Source organism: Pseudomonas atacamensis, from assembly GCF_017167965.1.
In the GTDB taxonomy this organism is placed as follows: Bacteria; Pseudomonadota; Gammaproteobacteria; order Pseudomonadales; family Pseudomonadaceae; genus Aquipseudomonas; species Aquipseudomonas atacamensis.
Genome location: NZ_CP070503.1, coordinates 4,301,754 through 4,318,547 on the forward strand (window position 1 = coordinate 4,301,754; position 16,794 = coordinate 4,318,547).

Consider the following 16,794-nt stretch of genomic DNA (forward strand, 5'->3'; position numbering starts at 1 on the left):
GTGGGTCCTTAAAATTCGGTTTCAGTCAGCGCGAAGGCGTTAAACAGTGAAAGCATCTTGCAGCAGTTTTTCCTGCTGCTCGGCGTGCATCGATGCGTAACCACAAGCTGGCGCAGCCGAAGCCTCACGGCCCGCGTACTCAAGTACGAGAGTCTTGTCGAGGTTGGCGATGCTGCGACGCAAGTGATGCTGGCTGCAGTACCAGGCACCCTGGTTCATCGGCTCTTCCTGACACCAAACGGCGTGTTTGACGTTGGTGTATGGAGCCAGGACTTCTTTCAAGTCATCCTCAGGGAACGGATACAGCTGCTCGATACGCACGATGGCGATATCTTCGCGGCCTTCGGCACGGCGTTTTTCCAGCAGGTCGTAGTAGACCTTGCCGCTGCACAGAACCACGCGCTCGACCTTTTTCGGGTCCAGTGCGTCGATTTCCGGGATCACGGTCTGGAACGAACCTTCGGCCAGATCTTCCAGCGTCGAGATGGCCAGCTTGTGGCGCAGCAGCGACTTCGGCGTCAGCACGACCAGCGGCTTGCGCAGCGGACGGATCACCTGACGACGCAGCAAGTGGTAGATCTGCGCTGGCGTGGTCGGCATGCACACCTGAATGTTGTGCTCGGCGCACAGCTGCAGGTAACGCTCAAGACGAGCCGAGCTGTGCTCAGGGCCCTGACCTTCGTAACCGTGTGGCAGCAGCATGGTCAGACCGCAGAGACGGCCCCACTTGTGCTCGCCGCTGGTGATGAACTGGTCGATCACGACCTGAGCACCGTTGGCGAAGTCGCCGAACTGGGCTTCCCAGATCACCAGCGCGTTTGGCGTGGTGGTCGAGTAACCGTATTCGAATGCCAGTACCGCTTCTTCCGAGAGGAACGAGTCGTACAGGTCGAAACGTGGCTGACCGTCGTACAGGTTCTGCAGCGGAATGTAGGTGCCCGCGTCTTTCTGGTTGTGCAACACAGCGTGACGGTGCGAGAACGTACCGCGGCCGATGTCCTGACCAGTCATGCGAATCGGGTGACCTTCGAACGCCAGGGTCGCGTACGCCATGGTTTCGGCGTAACCCCAGTTGATCGGCAGGCCGCCGGCTTGCATCTTCTGACGGTCTTCGTAGATCTTCGCGACCTGACGCTGAACGACGAAGCCTTCCGGAATTTCCAGCAGCTTGGCGGACAGTTCTTGCAGGGTCTTGAGATCGAAACGCGTGTCGTGACGCGCAGTCCAGGCGTGGCCCAGGTACGGACGCCAGTCGACGAACAGCTCTTTGTTCGGCTCTTTGACCAGCGATTTCACCACGTGCAGACCGTTGTCCAGCGCGTTGCGGTATTCGTCGACCTTGGCCTGAACACGTTCAGCGTCGAGCACACCGGCCTGGGTCAGGCGATCAGCGTACAGCTCACGGGTGGTGCGCTGCTTGGTGATCTGCTGATACATCAGGGGCTGGGTGCCGCTCGGCTCGTCGGCCTCGTTGTGGCCGCGACGACGGTAGCAGACCAGATCGATCACCACGTCACGCTTGAACTGCATGCGGTAGTCGATGGCCAGTTGGGTCACGAACAGCACGGCTTCCGGATCATCACCATTCACATGGAGGATCGGCGCCTGGATCATCTTGGCAACGTCGGTGGCGTACTCGGTGGAGCGCGAGTCCAGCGGGTTGCTGATGGTGAAACCGACCTGGTTGTTGATCACGATGTGCACGGTACCGCCGGTCTTGAAACCGCGGGTCTGCGACATCTGGAAGGTTTCCATGACCACGCCCTGACCGGCAAATGCCGCGTCACCGTGGATGGAGATCGGCAGTACCTTCTCACCGGTCAGGTCGTTGCGACGGTCCTGACGGGCGCGCACCGAACCTTCGACCACCGGGGAAACGATTTCCAGGTGGGACGGGTTGAACGCCATGGCCAGGTGAACTTCACCGCCGGTGGTCATCACGTTGGACGAGAAGCCCTGGTGGTATTTGACGTCACCGGAACCGAGCTCGACCTTCTTCTTGCCTTCGAACTCGTCGAACAGCTCGCGCGGGTTCTTGCCGAAGGTGTTGACCAGCACGTTCAGACGGCCACGGTGGGCCATGCCGATGACGACTTCCTTGGTGCCGTACGAGCCGGAACGCTGGATCAGTTCGTCGAGCATCGGAATCAGGCTTTCGCCACCTTCCAGACCGAAACGCTTGGTGCCCGGGTATTTGGTGCCCAGGTATTTTTCCAGGCCTTCACCGGCAGTCACGCGCTCAAGCAGGTGGCTCTTGATGTCGGCGGAGTACGTCGGACGGCCACGTACGCTTTCCAGACGCTGCTGGAACCACTGGCGCTGCTCGGAATCGGTGATGTGCGTGAATTCAGCGCCGATGGTGCGGCAATATGTCTGCTGCAACGCTTCGTGAATTTCGCGTAGGCTCGCTTCCTCTTTGCCGATGAACAGGTCGCCGGCACGGAAGGTCGTATCAAGATCGGCATTGGTCAAGCCGTAATGATTGATCGACAGGTCTGCAGGTGCAGGACGCTGCCACAGCCCCAGCGGGTCAAGCTGGGCTGCCTGGTGGCCACGCATACGGTAGGCCTGGATCAATCGCAGCACTTCAACTTGCTTCTTCTCGTGCTCACTGCTCACGCTGCCGGCGGAAACCGGTTGGGCGCGGCGCTGGTTCTTTGCCAGCAGCACGAAATGATCGCGAATCGTCGAGTGCGAAACATCAGTGGCAGAGTTGCCGTCGGCTGGCAACTTCTGAAAGTAGGTGCGCCACTCTTCTGGCACAGCGTTAGGGTCGTGCAGGTAGAGCTCATAAAGCTCTTCCACATAGGCAGCGTTTCCACCTGAAAGGTAGGCGCTGTTCCACATGCGCTGCATCACGCTTTCTTGCATGCTTGGTCACCCTCGGTTAGGGGAACACCATCGGTGTCGACACCGAGCAAACTTGCAGAAGTCCGAATGCAGCGACTAAAACAAGCCACCTAGGATCACACTGATAGTCCGGGTACCAGCCCGGATGCCCCTGCTTGTCTCATTTCTTCAAAAGAAGAGCTGCAGCTTATGGCTACTGCTCTGGTTATAGCCATGACGCGGGTTGAAGCCCGCGCCACAGCCTCTACGGTGCAACGGTTACAGCAGCTGAATCACACGCCGCTCGAAAGCAGCATGTTACGGATGTGACCGATGGCCTTAGTCGGGTTCAGGCCTTTCGGACATACGTTGACGCAGTTCATGATGCCCCGGCAGCGGAAAACGCTGAACGGGTCGTCAAGTGAAGCCAGACGCTCGCTGGTCTTGGTGTCGCGGCTGTCTGCCAGGAAGCGGTAGGCTTGCAGCAGCGCAGCAGGACCCAGGAACTTGTCCGGGTTCCACCAGAAGGACGGGCAAGAGGTCGAGCAGCAGGCGCACAGGATGCACTCGTACAGACCGTCGAGCTTTTCGCGCTCTTCTGGCGACTGCAGACGCTCGATGGCCGGAGCCGGCGTGTCGTTCTGCAGGTAAGGCTTCACCTTCTCGTATTGCTTGTAGAAGATGCTCATATCGACGACCAGGTCACGGATAACCGGCAAACCTGGCAGCGGACGAACGATCAGTTTGTTGCCTTTTACAACGGCAGACAGCGGCGTGATGCAGGCCAGACCGTTCTTGCCGTTGATGTTCATGCCGTCGGAGCCGCAGACGCCTTCACGGCAGGAGCGACGATAGGAGAAACCTTCGTCCTGCTCTTTGATCAGGGCCAGCACGTCCAGCACCATCAGGTCTTTACCACCGGTATCGACCTGGAAATCCTGCATGAACGGCGCAGCGTCCTGATCAGGGTTGTAGCGATAAACACTGACTTGCAACATGGCGGTCACCCTTAATAAGTCCGGACTTTAGGTTCGAAAGTCGGAACAGTCTTCGGCGAGAAGTTCACGGCACGCTTGGTGACGCGCTTGTCACCCGGGAAGTACAGGGTGTGGCACAGCCAGTTTTCGTCATCACGGTCTTCGAAGTCTTCACGGGCGTGAGCGCCGCGAGACTCTTTACGTACTTCGGCCGCGATGGCGGTAGCTTCAGCCACTTCCAGCAGGTTCTGCAGTTCCAGCGCTTCGATACGTGCAGTGTTGAACGCTTGCGACTTGTCGTTGATCTTCACGTTGGCGATACGCTTGCGCAGATCGGCCAGCTGAGCGATGCCCTTCTGCATGTATTCGCCGGTACGGAATACACCGAAGTAGTTCTGCATGCAGCTTTGCAGCTCGCGACGCAGGGTGGCAACGTCTTCACCGTCGGTACGGTTATTCAGCGCGTTCAGACGCGACAGTGCAGCTTCGATGTCGGACTCGGTAGCGTCGTCGTATTCGATGCCATCGGTCAACGCCTTTTCCAGGTGCAGGCCGGCAGCGCGACCGAAGACCACCAGGTCGAGCAGCGAGTTGCCGCCCAGACGGTTCGCACCGTGAACCGATACGCAAGCCACTTCGCCTACCGCGAACAGGCCAGGAATGATCTGGTCCTGACCTTCGGCGTTCTGGGTGATCGCCTGGCCATGAATGTTGGTGGCAACGCCGCCCATCATGTAGTGGCAGGTCGGCACAACCGGAACCGGAGCAACAACCGGGTCAACGTGGGCGAAAGTCTTCGACAGTTCGCAGATGCCTGGCAGACGGCTGTGCAGCACTTCCTCGCCCAGGTGGTCGAGTTTGAGCATTACGTGGTCGCCATTCGGACCGCAACCGTTGCCGGCGATGATTTCCTTGACCATCGAACGGGCAACCACGTCACGACCTGCAAGGTCTTTCGCGTTCGGAGCATAACGCTCCATGAAACGCTCGCCGTGCTTGTTGATCAGGTAACCACCTTCACCACGGCAACCTTCGGTAACCAGTACACCGGCGCCGGCGATGCCGGTCGGGTGGAACTGCCACATTTCGATGTCTTGTACCGGCACGCCAGCACGCAGAGCCATGCCGACGCCGTCACCGGTGTTGATCAGGGCGTTGGTGGTGGACGCGTAGATACGGCCTGCACCGCCAGTGGCCAGAACGGTGGCCTTGGCACGGATGTAGGAGGTTTCGCCGGTTTCGATGCAGATCGCGATCACACCAACGAATTCGCCTTCCTGGTTTTTCACCAGATCAACAGCGTAGTACTCGTTGAGGAACGTGGTGCCGGCTTTCAGGTTACCCTGATAAAGCGTGTGCAGCAGCGCGTGACCGGTACGGTCGGACGCAGCGCAGGTACGTGCAGCCTGACCGCCCTTGCCATAGTCCTTGGACTGGCCACCGAACGGACGCTGGTAGATGCGGCCTTGCTCGGTACGCGAGAACGGCAGACCCATGTGGTCCAGCTCGAAAACAGCGGCCGGGCCTTCCTGACACATGTATTCGATAGCGTCCTGGTCACCGATGTAGTCGGAACCCTTGACGGTATCGTACATGTGCCAGCGCCAGTCATCGTTCGGGTCGGCGGAAGCGATGGCGCACGTGATGCCGCCCTGCGCGGACACAGTGTGCGAACGGGTCGGGAAAACCTTGGTGATCACCGCAGTCTTGTGGCCGCCCTGTGCCAGCTGCAGCGCAGCGCGCATGCCGGCACCGCCACCACCAATAATGATGGCGTCGAAAGAAATCGTTGGAATGTTAGCCATGAATCAGATACCCCAGAGAATCTGCACACCCCAGACGAAGTAAGCGAACATCGCAACGCCGCATACTGCCTGGAAAAGGAAACGTATCGCCGTTGCGGACTTGCCGAACGCCATTGGCGTCAGGTAGTCGGTCGCGATGGTCCACATGCCGACCCAGGCGTGAGCGCCCAGAGCAACAAGGGCCAGCAGGCTGAAAATACGCATTCCGTTGTGAGCGAACAGTTCATGCCACTGGGCATACTCGAGGCCAGGATTGGCGACGATGTATCCGATCAGAAAGATGAAGTAAGCCGCGAGAACGACCGCAGACACACGCTGTGCCATCCAGTCATAGAGGCCCGAACGCGACAGGTTAGTGACGTTAGTTACCATATCCAGACTCCTGCCAGAACGATTACCACCACGGAAACGGCGATAACGATTTTCGAGCCCAGTTTGCCGCCTTCCAGCGTCTCACCGATGCCCATGTCCATGATCAAGTGGCGCACACCGGCTACCAGGTGATACAGCAGAGCGGACAGGATGCCCCAAATCACTAGCTTGGCTAGCGGACTGGTCAGACACGCTTTCACCTGACCGAAGCCTTCCTCGGAGCTCAGCGACTTGTCCAATGCATAAAGCATGATGGCAAGGCACACGAAGAGGATGACACCGGAGATACGGTGAAGAATGGACGTGTAAGCAGTGACTGGGAGTTTGATGGTCCTTAGGTCTAGGTTTACAGGTCGTTGGCTTTTCACGGCTTTTTTTCACACTGAAGAGCCCCTAACAATCAGGGCAAAGTTGTTGGGGAGTGCACTGGTCAGGTAACCACCACCCAGGGATGCGACCCCCAATGAAAGCAAGCCCAAAAGCCCTTGGCGGTCGGTGGCCGAGTATAGACAGTTAGGCTACTAATGACAACGCGTTCACCTACCCCCAATAGCGGATTGCACAAGTTGCATAAAAGGCGTAAATGGCAGGCAATTTCGAGGAAAAAGTCGGCTTAAAGCCTTCTGGAGCAAGACTTTAGGCAAATTGACATTCGAATTTATCTCACTATAGTGGTGCGGGCCCTGCGTGGGGGGTCTGTCTGATGGTTCAAGCATAAATAGGAGGCCACATGGCTGACAAAAAAGCGCAGTTGATCATCGAGGGCGCAGCCCCCGTCGAGCTGCCCATTTTAACCGGCACCGTTGGTCCCGATGTAATCGATGTTCGGGGCCTGACGGCCACGGGCCGCTTCACTTTCGACCCGGGTTTCATGTCGACCGCTTCGTGCGAATCGAAAATCACCTATATCGACGGCGACAACGGCATTTTGTTGCACCGCGGCTACCCGATCGAACAGCTGGCTGAAAAGTCGGACTACCTGGAAACCTGCTACCTGCTGCTCAACGGCGAACTGCCGACCGCAGAACAGAAGGCCCAGTTCGTCAGCACCGTGAAAAACCACACCATGGTTCACGAGCAGCTGAAAACCTTCTTCAACGGTTTCCGTCGCGACGCCCACCCGATGGCCGTCATGTGCGGTGTAGTCGGCGCCCTCTCGGCCTTCTACCACGACTCCCTGGACATCAATAACCCGCAGCATCGCGAAATCTCCGCGATCCGTCTGGTTGCGAAGATGCCGACCCTGGCAGCGATGGTCTACAAGTACTCCATGGGCCAACCCATGATGTACCCGCGCAACGACCTGACGTACGCGGAAAACTTCCTGCACATGATGTTCAACACCCCGTGCGAGATCAAACCGATCAGCCCGGTACTCGCCAAGGCCATGGACCGGATCTTCATCCTCCACGCCGACCACGAGCAGAACGCTTCGACCTCCACCGTGCGCCTGGCCGGTTCTTCGGGTGCCAACCCGTTCGCCTGTATCGCCGCCGGTATCGCCGCACTGTGGGGCCCTGCCCACGGCGGTGCGAACGAAGCCGTGCTGACCATGCTCGACGAGATTGGCGATGTGTCGAACATCGACAAGTTCATCGCCAAGGCCAAGGACAAGAACGATCCGTTCAAGTTGATGGGCTTCGGTCACCGCGTCTACAAGAACCGCGACCCTCGCGCGACTGTCATGAAGCAGACCTGCGACGAAGTGCTGAAGGAACTGGGCATCAACAACGATCCGCAACTCGAACTGGCCATGCGCCTGGAAGAGATCGCCCTGACCGACCCGTACTTCATCGAGCGCTCGCTGTACCCGAACGTCGACTTCTACTCGGGGATCATCCTCAAGGCGATCGGCATTCCAACCAGCATGTTCACGGTGATTTTCGCCCTGGCACGTACTGTCGGCTGGATTTCGCACTGGAAGGAAATGCTCTCGAGCCCGTACAAGATTGGCCGCCCGCGCCAGCTGTACACCGGTTACGAGTCGCGTGACATCACCAAGCTGGAAGATCGCAAATAAGGTTTTTTCTTTTTTGTAATGGTTTAGTGGTGTGTCAGGAACGGCCTCTTATATAGAGGCCGTTTTTGTTTGTGGTCTCAGCGGCCTTCGGGCCGACTGGTTCTTGGATTCTCGGGGCATATCCGTTGCTGCGGGTGCTGCCGCTGGCGGTTTCGCTCTTACAGCGAGTCACCTTTTTCAGACGCCGGAGTGCCGGCCCAGCAAAAAGGTAACCCAAAAGGCTTTGCCCCGGCGTACGGCCCGCTCGCTAAAGCTCGGGGTTCCTTCGTTACGGGACCGATCCGGGCGCAGCGGCTACGGTTTGCTTCGCTGCACCTCCTTCCGCTGTGTACGACTGCGTCGTACGGTCGCTGCGCTCCCACACCCGGATCGGTCCCGTAACGAAGCCTGCCGAAGGGGCAAAAGATCAAGAGCCGGATCAAAAGCCACAGCAAAAGCAAAAGCCAGATCAAAAGATCGCAGCCTTCGGCAGCTCCAGTTAGATTGCGTGCTAGCTCAAGACCAGGTCGGCTGTCAGGCCGCCTTCGCGAGCAAGCTCGCTCCCACAGAAAGCAAAGCAGCGCAGCTGCCCGCGGCGAAGCCGCACCACTCAACAATGAGCGCAAGCTCGAGTGCTTTTGATCTACGGGCGACGTCGGAAGGCTGAGTGGAGGGATTGATCCGGGGGTGGGAGCATAGCGACCGTCTGGCGCAGCCAGACACAGCGGAAGGAGGTGCAGCGAAGCAAACCGGAGCCGCTGCGCCCGGATCGATTCCGCAGCGAAGGAACCCGAGCCTGCGAGGGCCGAACGTAGGAGCAAGCGTTTTTTTGCTTACTTTTTTTAGGCGTTTGTAAAAAAAGTGAGTCGCCGTCAGGCGAAACCGCCAGCCGCATCACCTCAAAAAACGGATATACACCCAAAACCAACCGATAACCGCCCACAAAAAAACGCCCCAATCTCTCAATCAGGGCGTTTTCTTGAAGCTTGCAGCTTGCAGCTTACAACTGATCTCTTAGTGCGAAACCGCCCCACTCGCCCCCAACCCGGTCTGCGAACGCACAAACTGCGGGAAGAACAGCGCCCGCTCATTGTCCGCAGCCGCCGACTTGTCGGTAATCGAGAAGAACCAGATCCCGATAAAGGCAATCATCATCGAGAACAGCGCCGGATATTCGTAAGGGAAGATCGCCTTCTCGTGATGCAGAATCTGCACCCAGATGGTCGGGCCGAGGATCATCAGACCAACAGCACTCACCAGACCCAGCCAGCCGCCGATCATCGCGCCGCGAGTGGTCAGCTTCTTCCAGTACATCGAAAGCAGCAGTACCGGGAAGTTGCAGCTCGCCGCGATGGAGAACGCCAGGCCGACCATGAACGCGATGTTCTGGCTTTCGAACAGAATGCCCAGACCAATCGCCAGCACCGCCAGGGCGATAGTGGTGATCTTCGATACGCGAATCTCATCCTTCTCGTTGGCTTTGCCCTTCTTGATCACACTGGCGTACAGGTCGTGAGAAACCGCCGAAGCACCCGCCAGCGTCAGACCGGCTACCACCGCCAGAATGGTTGCGAACGCCACTGCCGAGATGAAGCCAAGGAAGATGCTGCCGCCCACCGCGTTGGCCAGGTGCACCGCCGCCATGTTGTTGCCGCCGAGCAAGGCGCCCGCTGCATCTTTGAAGGCCGGGTTGGTGCTGACCAGCAGGATCGCGCCGAAGCCGATGATGAAGGTCAGGATGTAGAAGTAGCCAATGAAGCCGGTAGCGTACAGCACGCTCTTGCGCGCTTCTTTTGCGTCACTCACGGTGAAGAAGCGCATCAGAATGTGTGGCAGGCCAGCGGTACCGAACATCAGTGCCAGACCCAGCGAGAACGCCGAGATCGGATCCTTGACCAGACCGCCCGGGCTCATGATCGCTTCGCCCTTGGCGTGCACCTTGATCGCTTCGGAGAACAGCGTGTTGAAGTCGAAGCCCACGTGCTTCATCACCATCAGCGCCATGAACGAGGCACCGGACAGCAGCAACACTGCCTTGATGATCTGCACCCAAGTGGTCGCGAGCATGCCGCCGAACAGCACGTACATGCACATCAGCACGCCGACCAGAATCACCGCAACGTGGTAATCGAGGCCGAACAGCAGCTGGATCAGCTTGCCGGCACCGACCATTTGCGCGATCAGGTAGAACGCCACCACCACCAGCGAGCCGCAGGCGGACAGGGTGCGAATCTGGGTTTGCCCGAGGCGGTAGGACGCCACGTCGGCAAAGGTGTATTTACCCAGGTTGCGCAGGCGCTCGGCGATCAGGAACAGAATGATCGGCCAGCCCACGAGGAAGCCGATCGAGTAGATCAGGCCATCGTAGCCGGAGGTGAACACCAGCGCGGAAATACCCAGGAAGGACGCCGCCGACATGTAGTCGCCGGCAATCGCCAGGCCGTTCTGGAAACCGGTGATCTTGCCGCCCGCCGCATAATAATCGGCGGCCGAATTGTTTTTCTTCGAAGCCCAGTAGGTGATGTACAACGTCGCGCCGACGAATGCCACGAACATCAGGATCGCCGGGATGTTCAGCGGCTGTTTGGCCACCTCCCCCGTCAACGCGTCAGCCGCCCAGACACTCGGCGCGAAAGCCGCAACACTCAATAGAGCCAGTAGACGCCGGATCATTGCTGAGCCTCCTTGAGAATCGCATTGTTCAGGTCGTCGAACTCGCCATTGGCGCGGCGCACGTAGATGCCGGTCAGGACGAAGGCTGAAATGATCAGGCCGACGCCGATCGGGATGCCCCAGGTGATCGAGGATTCAGGACTGAGTTTCGCCCCGAGCACGTGCGGCCCGTATGCGATCAGCAGGATGAATGCGGAGTACAGCCCAAGCATGATTGCCGAGAGAATCCAGGCGAATCGTTCCCTTTTCTGAACCAGCTCCTTGAATCGGGGACTGTTTTGAATCGAGAGGTAAATGCTGTCGTTCATTGTTTTTATCCTCGCAGCACAAATTATTGTTGGAACGTAGCTAATGTATGCGGCTGCGAGAGAGGATCCAGACGACCTTAGTAGTAGATGGCCATGATGTTCTGGCCATTTTCAAGCACACACAAAAACAACTGTGGGAGCGAGCCTGCTCGCGAAGGCATCGTATCAGTCGATATCGCATCAACTGACAGATTGCATTCGCGAGCAGGCTCGCTCCCACAGGGGTGTGGCGGTGTTTAAATTATTTGGTCCAGTCAGCTACACGATCCGGGTGTTTGGCCACCCAGTCCTTGGCCGCTGCATCAGGCTTGGCGCCGTCCTGAATTGCCAGCATGACCTCGCCGATTTCGTCTTTCGACGCCCACTGGAAGTTTTTCAGGAACTTGGCCACTTCCGGCGCCTTGGCGTCCAGGCCTTTGCTGCCGATGCTGTTCACGGTTTCAGCCTGGCCATACACGCCTTTCGGGTCGTCGAGGAAGCGCAGTTTCCACTTGGCGAACATCCAGTGCGGCACCCAACCGGTGACAGCGATGGATTCGTTCTTCTTCTCGGCGCGGGTCAGCTCGGCAATCATGCCGGCGCCGGAACTGGCCTTGAGGCTGTACTTGTCCAGACCGTAATCCTTGATCGCCTGATCGGTCTTGAGCATTACGCCTGAACCGGCGTCGATGCCGACAATACGGTTTTTGAAGGTGTCGTCGGTTTTCAGGTCTTCGATCGATTTGGCTTTGACGTACTCCGGCACGATCAGGCCGATTTTCGCGTCCTTGAAGTTCGGGCCGTAATCGACGACCTGATCCTTGTTTTTCGTCCAATAGTCACCGTGGGTCACGGGCAGCCAGGCCGAGAGCATCGCATCGAGTTTGCCGGTGGCCACGCCCTGCCACATGATCCCGGTGGCGACGGCCTGCAGCTTCACGTCATAACCGAGTTTCTGTTTGATCACTTCGGCCGCCACGTGAGTGGTTGCGACGCTGTCGGACCAGCCGTCAACGTAACCGATGTTCAGGGTCTGTTTTTCAGCGTTGGCGAAAGTGGAACTCATCGCAAGCGCCAGAGCGGCACCTGCGCCTAAAAGTCGTCGCATCTTCATCGTTTACTTCCCCGAAATGCTGCGCCCGACGGATGCCGGGCATCGTCAACGTATTGTTATGGTGCTCAGCGCCCCCATCACGCCGGACCTCACACACCGAACATCAGCCGATTTTTCAAAAAGGGTACTGATGGTTTGATCATCAACCTCAAGCGGCCGGCGACCTGCTCTGTCAGCGACCTCAAGGCAGCGAGAAACGACATCAGAAAGCCATTAATCAAACGCGATTAATTGACGCCAGACAATCCGCCCGAACTTTGCATGTACAACGCCTGCGAGCCACCTGCCCTTGTATAAATGCAGGTAACATGCGTCGCTTTGCAGCCACTCGGCCTGACCATGTCCGCGACGTCCCGATTTCCTTTTCTGCCTTATCTGTTCGCCTGCCTGCTCGGGCTCCTGGCCCTTGGCGGTTTTTGGTATGGCCTCGGCCAACCGGTGATCCTGCCGGACGCCGCGACGCCGACGCACAAGTTGCAATGCGCCTCCTACACACCGTTCGACAAAGACCAATCGCCGTTCGACGTGCCGTTCAAATTGCGCCCCGAGCGCATGGACGCCGACCTCGCACTGCTGGCGACGCGCTTCGAGTGTATCCGCACCTACTCGATGACCGGGCTCGACGCCCTGCCCGATCTGGCGCGCAAGCACGGTCTGAAGTTGATGATCGGCGCCTGGGTCAACAGCAACCCGGTCGACACCGAGCAGGAAGTCGAGCTGCTGATCAAATCGGCCAATGCCAACCCCGACGTGGTCACAGCCGTAATCGTCGGCAACGAGGCACTGCTGCGCAAAGAGGTCACCGGCGCGCAACTGGCCCGGCTGATCAGCAAGGTCAAAAGCCAGGTCAAGCAACCGGTGACCTACGCCGACGTCTGGGAATTCTGGCTCAAGCATCCGGAAATCGCCCCGGCCGTGGACTTTCTGACCATTCACCTGCTGCCGTACTGGGAAGACGATCCATCGAACATCGACGTGGCGCTGCGGCATGTGGCGGATGTGCGCCAGGTGTTCGGCAACAAATTCGCTCCGAAAGACGTGATGATTGGCGAAACCGGCTGGCCGAGCGAAGGCCGTCAGCGTGAAACAGCCGTACCGAGCCGGGTCAACGAGGCAAAATTCATTCGTGGTTTCGTGGCGATGGCCGAGCAGGAAGGCTGGCGTTACAACCTGATCGAAGCCTTCGACCAACCGTGGAAGCGCGGCAGTGAAGGCGCGGTCGGCGGCTATTGGGGGCTGTTCGATGCCGATCGACAGGACAAGGGTGTACTCGCCGGGCCGGTGAGCAACGTGCCGTACTGGAAAGAATGGCTGGCGGTAGGCGGATTGATTTTCCTTGGCACGCTGATGCTTGGTGGACGCGTGCGCAGCACACGTTCGGCGCTTTTGCTGCCACTGCTGGGCGTGGTCGCAGCGTGCTCGATTGGCGCCTGGGGCGATCTGGCTCGATTGACCACACGATTTGCCGGTGAATGGCTGTGGGTCGGACTGCTGACCGGGTTGAATCTGTTGGTTCTCGCGCATGCGACGTTGACGTTGAGCGCGCGTAACGGTTGGCGGGCAGGCGCATTCGACTTCCTCGAGCGGCGCGCAGGCTGGCTGGTCGTGGCGGCCGGTTTTGCCGCGGCGGTGATGATGCTGGAGATGGTCTTCGATCCGCGTTATCGCAGTTTCGCAAGCATGGCGTTCGTCCTGCCGGCGCTGGTCTACCTGTGCCGCCCGGTGAGCGTGCCGCGTCGGGAAATTGCTCTGCTGACCTTTATCATCGGCGCCGGGATTGCACCGCAGTTATATCAGGAAGGGCTGCTAAATCAGCAGGCGTGGGGTTGGGCGCTGGTCAGTGGACTGATGGTGGTGGCGTTGTGGCGCTGCCTGCGGGTTCGCAGAGGCTGAGCAAGAGCAAGATCAAAAGATCGCAGCCTTCGGCAGCTCCTACAGGTGTACGGCATGCAACTGTAGGAGCTGCCGAAGGCTGCGATCTCTTCTGTCACTCGCTGCGTGAGGATCTGACCAGGCGCAACCCGGCAATCACCACCGCAAACACCGCTAATGTAGTGTTGTACAACGCCAGCGCCGGCAGGCCGAACACCAGCGCCAGCACCGCCAGCGACCACCCTGCCCGTCCCGGCACGACAAATGCCAATACCGCGGTGGCCACCGCCGCCCAGCCCAACACCTTGAAATGAATCATCAGCCCCAGATTCGAACGCACCAGGCATTGCCAACGACTGGCCTCGTCGACGCAGATGCCCACCCACTGCCCGTCTTCCATGAAGCCATAGCGCGCGGCATAACTGGCGGCCAGCCACAGCGGCAACAAAACAAGCAGCACAATCACGGGCAAGCGGCGGGACATGGGGCACTCCAATCTGCGGAAATCGGCGGCCAGCTTAATCTGCCGACCGGCATTCGCAAGCACTAACAACTGTTAACTGTTCAGCAAGCCCTCGCAACGTGTATCGTCCAGCTACTATTACCCCGAATTCCGCCTGTTTGGTGCCGCAGCATGGCACTTTGGCGCACGGCCGGTGGTCATAGCCTGCGAACTTCAATCGGCACCTTCCTCTAAGGGATCTAGTCATGCTCCGTTCCTTGCGCTTCGCCGCGCTGTTCAGCGGCCTTATCTTGAGTGCGTCCGCGCTGGCGGTGGATATCGACGCCGCCAGCTATGGCTACCCGCTGACCAACCCGTTCGAGGCGACGATCGCCACGACACCGCCGGATCTGCGTCCGGAGTTGCCGCTGGACGACGACATCAATCAAACGGACCGCAGCCTCACCCTGCGCCCGGAGCGTGAATTCCAGCTGCCGGACAATTTCTGGGCAGTGAAGAAGCTCACTTACCGCATCGCCACGCAGGACAAACCGGCGCCGCTGATCTTCCTGATCGCCGGCACCGGTGCGCGCTTTGACAGCACGCTCAACGAATACCTGAAAAAGCTGTATTACAAGGCCGGCTACCATGTCGTGCAGTTGTCGTCGCCGACCAGCTTCGACTTCATCAGCGCCGCCTCGCGTTTCGCCACCCCGGGCGTGACCAAGGAAGATGCCGAAGACATGTATCGGGTGATGCAGGCCGTGCGGGCGCAGAACCCGAAACTGCCGGTCACCGAGTACTATCTGACCGGTTACAGCCTCGGCGCCCTTGATGCCGCGTTCGTCGCGCATCTGGACGAGACCCGCCGCAGTTTCAATTTCAAGAAAGTCCTGTTGCTGAACCCGCCGGTGAACCTCTATACCTCGGTGACCAACCTCGACAAGCTGGTACAGACCGAGGTGAAAGGCATCAACAACAGCACCACCTTCTATGAGCTGGTACTGACCAAGCTGACCCGCTACTTCCAGCAGAAAGGCTACATCGACCTCAACGATGCGCTGCTGTATGACTTCCAGCAGTCCAAGCAGCACCTGACCAACGAACAGATGGCCATGCTGATTGGCACGTCGTTCCGCTTCTCGGCAGCCGACATTGCCTACACCTCGGACCTAGTCAACCGTCGCGGTCTGATTACCCCGCCGAAATTCCCGATCACCGAAGGCACCAGCCTCACGCCGTTCCTCAAGCGTGCGCTGCAATGCGATTTCGACTGCTACATCACCGAGCAGGTCATTCCGATGTGGCGCGCGCGCACTGACGGCGGCAGCCTGCTGCAACTGATCGATCAGGTCAGCCTGTATGCGCTCAAGGATTACCTGCACGACAGCCCGAAAATCGCCGTCATGCACAACGCCGACGACGTCATCCTCGGCCCTGGCGACCTGGGCTTTCTGCGTAAAACCTTCGGTGATCGCCTGACCGTTTATCCACTGGGCGGCCACTGCGGCAACCTTAACTATCGCGTCAACAGCGACGCCATGCTGGAGTTCTTCCGTGGCTAAATATCTCCTGCTGATTGCAGCGTTCCTCTGTGCAGGCGTGGCCCAGGCCGACAACAGTAAAGCCGATGCCCCGGTAGTGGTCGACAGCGACGGCTTCAAGGAACCGCTGACCAAACTCAAGTTCAACCCGGGCCTGGACCAGCGCGAGTTCGAACGTTCGACGCTCAACGCGCTGAACGTCTATGACCCGCTGGAATCGTGGAACCGCCGGGTCTACCACTTCAACTATCGCTTCGACCAGTGGGTGTTCCTGCCGGTAGTCGATGGCTATCGCTACATCACGCCAAGCTTTGTGCGTACCGGGGTGAGCAACTTCTTCAACAACATTGGTGACGTGCCGAACCTGGTCAACAGCCTGTTGCAGTTCAAGGGCCAGCGCTCGATGGAAACCACCGCGCGCCTGCTGCTCAACACCACGATCGGCATAGCCGGCCTGTGGGACCCGGCCACCGCCATGGGCCTGCCACGCCAGAACGAAGACTTCGGTCAGACCCTGGGTTTCTACGGCGTACCGGGCGGTGCCTACTTCGTACTGCCGATCTTCGGCCCGTCGAACATCCGCGACACCGCAGGTCTGGCCGTGGATTACACCGCCGACACTGCGATCAACTTCCTCAACGTCGCCGAAGTCAGCTCCAACCACCCGGAAGTCTGGGCTTTGCGTGCGATCGACAAGCGCTACCAGACCAGCTTCCGCTATGGTCAGATGAACTCGCCGTTCGAGTACGAGAAAGTGCGGTACGTGTATACCGAAGCGCGCAAGTTGCAGATCGCCGAGTAAATCGGCTGCCGGAAAACACTGTGGGAGCGAGCCTGCTCGCGAACGCGGAGTACCAGTCTCTATCAATATTGACTGGGC

The 16,794-nt window shown here is 58.8% G+C and carries 13 protein-coding genes; 4 read left to right on the top strand and 9 right to left on the bottom strand.

What is annotated here, in order from left to right; genetic code table 11:
* Positions 1–39: 39 nt before the first annotated feature.
* The 5 genes from JWU58_RS19600 to sdhC all read right to left on the bottom strand — a co-directional run bounded on the left by JWU58_RS19600 (position 40) and on the right by sdhC (position 6,351).
* Positions 40–2,871 carry a 2-oxoglutarate dehydrogenase E1 component gene (locus JWU58_RS19600; protein WP_041479560.1) on the bottom strand — a complete coding sequence of 944 codons (2,832 nt, stop codon included), beginning with the start codon at positions 2,869–2,871 and terminating at the stop codon, positions 40–42.
* A 251-nt stretch (positions 2,872–3,122) separates the two neighbouring features.
* A complete protein-coding gene (locus JWU58_RS19605; RefSeq protein ID WP_016773675.1) occupies positions 3,123–3,827 on the bottom strand; it encodes a succinate dehydrogenase iron-sulfur subunit in 705 nt (234 codons plus the stop codon).
* Between the two features lie 11 nt (positions 3,828–3,838).
* Complete coding sequence (gene sdhA / locus JWU58_RS19610; RefSeq protein ID WP_024012149.1) at positions 3,839–5,611, bottom strand: succinate dehydrogenase flavoprotein subunit; 1,773 nt, start codon at positions 5,609–5,611, stop codon at positions 3,839–3,841.
* 3 nt (positions 5,612–5,614) lie between these two features.
* Positions 5,615–5,983, bottom strand: a complete 369-nt coding sequence (gene sdhD / locus JWU58_RS19615; RefSeq protein ID WP_008049683.1) for a succinate dehydrogenase, hydrophobic membrane anchor protein — start codon at positions 5,981–5,983, stop codon at positions 5,615–5,617.
* Positions 5,977–6,351: a succinate dehydrogenase, cytochrome b556 subunit gene (gene sdhC, locus JWU58_RS19620; protein ID WP_016773673.1), complete on the bottom strand. Its 375-nt coding sequence runs from the start codon at positions 6,349–6,351 to the stop codon at positions 5,977–5,979. The genes sdhD and sdhC overlap by 7 nt, the downstream gene beginning before the upstream one ends.
* Positions 6,352–6,713: 362 nt before the next feature.
* Here sdhC and gltA point away from each other — a divergent pair, with 362 nt between their 5' ends.
* Positions 6,714–8,003, top strand: a complete 1,290-nt coding sequence (gltA, locus tag JWU58_RS19625; RefSeq protein ID WP_003222994.1) for a citrate synthase — start codon at positions 6,714–6,716, stop codon at positions 8,001–8,003.
* A gap of 993 nt (positions 8,004–8,996) precedes the next feature.
* Here gltA and JWU58_RS19630 read toward each other — a convergent pair.
* The 3 genes from JWU58_RS19630 to JWU58_RS19640 all read right to left on the bottom strand — a co-directional run bounded on the left by JWU58_RS19630 (position 8,997) and on the right by JWU58_RS19640 (position 12,056).
* Positions 8,997–10,655, bottom strand: coding sequence for a cation acetate symporter (locus JWU58_RS19630; protein ID WP_016771015.1), 1,659 nt, complete (start codon positions 10,653–10,655; stop codon positions 8,997–8,999).
* Complete coding sequence (locus tag JWU58_RS19635; protein ID WP_016771016.1) at positions 10,652–10,963, bottom strand: DUF485 domain-containing protein; 312 nt, start codon at positions 10,961–10,963, stop codon at positions 10,652–10,654. The genes JWU58_RS19630 and JWU58_RS19635 overlap by 4 nt, the downstream gene beginning before the upstream one ends.
* Positions 10,964–11,204: 241 nt before the next feature.
* Positions 11,205–12,056 carry a glycine betaine ABC transporter substrate-binding protein gene (locus JWU58_RS19640; RefSeq protein ID WP_041479599.1) on the bottom strand — a complete coding sequence of 284 codons (852 nt, stop codon included), beginning with the start codon at positions 12,054–12,056 and terminating at the stop codon, positions 11,205–11,207.
* A gap of 297 nt (positions 12,057–12,353) precedes the next feature.
* On the opposite strand from JWU58_RS19640, the gene JWU58_RS19645 reads away from it, so the two are divergent.
* The gene (locus JWU58_RS19645; protein ID WP_206420829.1) at positions 12,354–13,949 is read left to right on the top strand and encodes a glycoside hydrolase family 17 protein; all 1,596 of its coding nucleotides are present in this window, start codon (positions 12,354–12,356) and stop codon (positions 13,947–13,949) included.
* Between the two features lie 94 nt (positions 13,950–14,043).
* Here the strand turns inward: JWU58_RS19645 and JWU58_RS19650 are convergent, their stop codons facing one another.
* Entirely contained in the window at positions 14,044–14,412 is a 369-nt protein-coding gene (locus JWU58_RS19650) for a hypothetical protein (RefSeq protein ID WP_136492218.1), read from the bottom strand.
* 224 nt (positions 14,413–14,636) lie between these two features.
* On the opposite strand from JWU58_RS19650, the gene JWU58_RS19655 reads away from it, so the two are divergent.
* Together JWU58_RS19655 and JWU58_RS19660 are read left to right on the top strand one after the other, a co-directional pair.
* Entirely contained in the window at positions 14,637–15,935 is a 1,299-nt protein-coding gene (locus JWU58_RS19655; RefSeq protein WP_024012145.1) for a serine protein kinase PrkA, read from the top strand.
* On the top strand, positions 15,928–16,716 hold the full coding sequence (locus JWU58_RS19660; protein WP_024012144.1) for an MlaA family lipoprotein: 789 nt from the start codon (positions 15,928–15,930) through the stop codon (positions 16,714–16,716). The genes JWU58_RS19655 and JWU58_RS19660 overlap by 8 nt, the downstream gene beginning before the upstream one ends.
* Positions 16,717–16,794 lie beyond the last annotated feature (78 nt).

Bases quoted from the DNA above. Each gene is read 5' to 3' on its own strand.
- JWU58_RS19600 (WP_041479560.1), bottom strand. From the start codon at position 2,871: ATGCAAGAAAGCGTGATGCAGCGCATGTGGAACAGCGCCTACCTTTCA.
- JWU58_RS19605 (WP_016773675.1), bottom strand. From the start codon at position 3,827: ATGTTGCAAGTCAGTGTTTATCGCTACAACCCTGATCAGGACGCTGCG.
- sdhA (WP_024012149.1), bottom strand. From the start codon at position 5,611: ATGGCTAACATTCCAACGATTTCTTTCGACGCCATCATTATTGGTGGT.
- sdhD (WP_008049683.1), bottom strand. From the start codon at position 5,983: ATGGTAACTAACGTCACTAACCTGTCGCGTTCGGGCCTCTATGACTGG.
- gltA (WP_003222994.1), top strand. From the start codon at position 6,714: ATGGCTGACAAAAAAGCGCAGTTGATCATCGAGGGCGCAGCCCCCGTC.
- JWU58_RS19630 (WP_016771015.1), bottom strand. From the start codon at position 10,655: ATGATCCGGCGTCTACTGGCTCTATTGAGTGTTGCGGCTTTCGCGCCG.
- JWU58_RS19635 (WP_016771016.1), bottom strand. From the start codon at position 10,963: ATGAACGACAGCATTTACCTCTCGATTCAAAACAGTCCCCGATTCAAG.
- JWU58_RS19640 (WP_041479599.1), bottom strand. From the start codon at position 12,056: ATGAAGATGCGACGACTTTTAGGCGCAGGTGCCGCTCTGGCGCTTGCG.
- JWU58_RS19645 (WP_206420829.1), top strand. From the start codon at position 12,354: ATGCAGGTAACATGCGTCGCTTTGCAGCCACTCGGCCTGACCATGTCC.
- JWU58_RS19650 (WP_136492218.1), bottom strand. From the start codon at position 14,412: ATGTCCCGCCGCTTGCCCGTGATTGTGCTGCTTGTTTTGTTGCCGCTG.
- JWU58_RS19655 (WP_024012145.1), top strand. From the start codon at position 14,637: ATGCTCCGTTCCTTGCGCTTCGCCGCGCTGTTCAGCGGCCTTATCTTG.